The following is a 3,032-nucleotide window of genomic DNA, read 5'->3' on the forward strand; positions in this document are numbered from 1 at the left end:
GGTGAGGTGGAACAAGAAGACATTACCGAAACCACAGAATTGTATCTGTCCCAAGCGGCTGACCAGATTGAGCGGATTAAAACCATTATCTCTGGAGCTCTACGTAACCGCGCCAGTGATATTCACCTGGAACCGATGACTGATGGCTTAAGAGTCCGCTATCGCATTGACGGGATTCTTAGGGATATAACTACCTTACCGTCAGACTTGGGTCGAGCAGTGGTGGTTGCTCTCAAAGTCATGTCTGATATGGACATTGCTGAAAGCCGCCGTCCTCAAGATGGTCGGATTGGGGAAAACTATGCTACTGGCCAGGAGGCAGAACTTGGGTTAGATCTGCGGGTGAGTACCCTCCCTTGTGTGGGGGGAGAGAAAGCAGTGATTCGCTTATTACCAAGAGAGAACCCCTTTTCTGGCTTGGAAGAGTTAGGCTTTTCTGATCAAGAGCTTAAAATCTATAAAGGTTGGTTGCAGCAACCCCAAGGAATGGTTATTCTCACCGGTCCGACTGGTTCTGGTAAAACAAGTACGCTATATAATTCCCTCCAAGGGTTAGCCACGGAACATGTGAATGTAGTAACGGTGGAAGACCCAGTGGAGTATGTCTTACCCCGGATTACCCAGACCCAAGTGAATGAGGCAGCCGGGATGACCTTTGCGGCAGGGATGAGGGCAATTTTACGCCAAGACCCGGACATCATTATGGTGGGGGAAATTCGGGATGCTGAAACTGCTGAAACAGGGATTCGAGCGGCTTTGACCGGTCACTTAGTATTGACCACTCTCCACACCAATGATGCGGTCAGTGCTATTCCTCGTATTAAAGATATTGGTCCGGAACCGGGTTTAATCAGTGATGCCCTATTGGGAATAGTGGCACAGCGTTTGGTGCGCAAAGTATGTCCCCACTGTCAAGAACCTTATACCCCGACTTCTGAGGATTTGCGGAAGCTGAGTTTGAGGCCAGAGGAAGCTAATCTCAAAGGTTGGCGCAAAGGAAAGGGTTGCGCCAAGTGCTACAATTCCGGCTATTTAGGACGGGAAGCGATTGTAGAGTTACTGGATGTAGATGATACGGTGCGGCAGTTGATTTATGAGGGAACCATGACTCAGTTGCACCGTTACCTGGATAAAATTAGTTTTTATTCCTTCCGGAAGGCGGCGATTGAAAAGGTAACCAAAGGGGTAACCACCCTAACCGAAATCTTACGAGTTCTACCCCACAGTGCTTTGTCCTGTAAGTCTCACGGTCAATTGGACAAGCCAAGAGCTGCTAAAGTGAAATCCCTAGATGAGATGGCTCCAAAAAGGAAATACGGTTGATTTACACTGCTGGGTAGGGAGTAGGGAGTAGGGAGTAGGGAGTAGGGAAACAGAAGAATATTGAATTTTTCTGCCATGGTGCCAGTGGGCAGATTGTCTAGCTCAACCACACTCCTAAACCCACTGAATTGGTGGGATTCACCATTCCACCAGAGAGTCAATTCAGGTAGTTGCATATTAGTGGAGGAACTAATCATAACAGATTTCTACTGTGAAAGTAGAGACAGTTGGAAATCCGCAGATAATGTTTGACTTAACCTTTACTCGTAATTTAAGCGCTACACTAATTGTTGTGACTCTGCTTAGAGGTTGTCTGAGAAGTCTCATTTGCTACATCCAAGCCCCCTAAATCCCCCAATTTTGGGGGACTTTGAGAAGCAAATTGACTCTTGTTCCCCCCAAAGTTGGGGGGCTAGGGGGGCAAAATTCAGTATAAAAAAACTTTTCAGATATCCTCTTAGCATGAGTTTATCTACCGTGGGTCATCATCCCCAAACCATGACGAAACAAAAACGATTCACTCCAATTGGAAACGCGATGAGAATGGGTTTAGTCATCAAGGGTCAACAACTTCGCTACCGCTAATCGGGTGTATCTGATATTTCTCAAATATTTTTCAAAAAGAAGGGGAAGTGTGGGAAGTGTGGGGAGATGGAAAGAGATTCAATTTGTAAAGGTATGCTACCAGATTTCAAATTAGAGTCTTGTTTTGCGATCGCTTAATTCTTCTTGCTCTTATAGCAGTCCTAAAATAGCTACACAGTAAGCATTCAGCTATCAGGATTCAACTATCAGCCATTCGCGTAGTGTGGCCAAGGCTGACGGCTGACGGCACCTCAAGCAGCACCTCAAGTAGCGCATATGCTTACCTACCGTGGTATAGTGATACCGTCGTCTATAATGTGTTTACGTGAATCAATGCCTTACGCATCTTAACAACAGTTCGTTCCATCTCTACTAAACTTTCTAGAGTCAAAACAATATCATCAGCAACTCCGAGGATTTTTGCTGCTTCTTTTACTTTGGCTCTCTCTGCGTCAGCATAAACTCCATCAGCTGATGACATCTTAATGGCATGATATACCAATTCGTTGGCTACTGACAAAGTTTCAACATCAACTTTTTTTATATCGGGCAACAGCTCTTGTAGGTTAGCATTTTTGTAATCAAAAGACTGGTAGAGTCCAACAACCTCTTCAGGGGCACCAAATCTCGTTTGGTGATTGATTAACCACTCCATTTCTGGGTCAGAAACCTCTCCATCACCTCCGGCAATAGCTAACAAAGCGTAACCATAGTTGACCATAGCTTGGAATGAGGCTGAACTAAGTCCGTACTCATCTTTAGCAAAAGATGAAAGAGTTTGCATTTTATCGTCAGTCATATATTTTATCCTGTTTTACCCTTACAGCTTGTTAACTCTTCGGATTTTATCTTTGATGGGATAATATTGCAACTGTCTGATTCAGGTAAAGGTAGCAAAGCTGAAACAATAATGTGCCATGCAAAGGCTGAAAGACTAGCTGGATAAAGCTTTCAGCTCAAAAATTTCCCGTAAGGATTCAGATGTGGAGAGAGGGGATGACCAGGCAGGGCAGGGTACTTGACCCCTCATTTTAAAACTGCTATTGCGGTTATCATGTTCATGAGGTACAGAGGATTTTTGCTCTCTTCCCTGTTCCCTAAAATCCTGGATTTTGTCCATCACC

At 44.9% G+C, this 3,032-nt stretch carries 4 protein-coding genes; 1 reads left to right on the top strand and 3 read right to left on the bottom strand.

Features of this window, described 5'->3' with window-relative positions:
- The coding region (locus tag F6K38_RS38215; protein ID WP_287360160.1) for a GspE/PulE family protein at window positions 1-1,323 on the top strand (1,323 nt) is incomplete at its 5' end.
- Here the strand turns inward: F6K38_RS38215 and F6K38_RS38220 are convergent.
- The 3 genes from F6K38_RS38220 to F6K38_RS38230 form a co-directional block, all read right to left on the bottom strand.
- The gene (locus F6K38_RS38220; protein WP_131827266.1) at window positions 1,251-1,520 is read right to left on the bottom strand and encodes a hypothetical protein; all 270 of its coding nucleotides are present in this window, start codon (window positions 1,518-1,520) and stop codon (window positions 1,251-1,253) included. The genes F6K38_RS38215 and F6K38_RS38220 overlap by 73 nt on opposite strands.
- Before the next feature lie 698 nt (window positions 1,521-2,218).
- Window positions 2,219-2,707, bottom strand: a complete 489-nt coding sequence (locus F6K38_RS38225; protein ID WP_287249446.1) for a tellurite resistance TerB family protein — start codon at window positions 2,705-2,707, stop codon at window positions 2,219-2,221.
- A 135-nt stretch (window positions 2,708-2,842) separates the two neighbouring features.
- A partial coding sequence (locus F6K38_RS38230; RefSeq protein ID WP_287360161.1) for a hypothetical protein occupies window positions 2,843-3,032 on the bottom strand: 190 nt, incomplete at its 5' end.

The sequence above is a fragment of the Moorena sp. SIO3B2 genome (genome assembly GCF_010692525.1).
Lineage (GTDB): Bacteria > Cyanobacteriota > Cyanobacteriia > Cyanobacteriales > Coleofasciculaceae > Moorena > Moorena producens.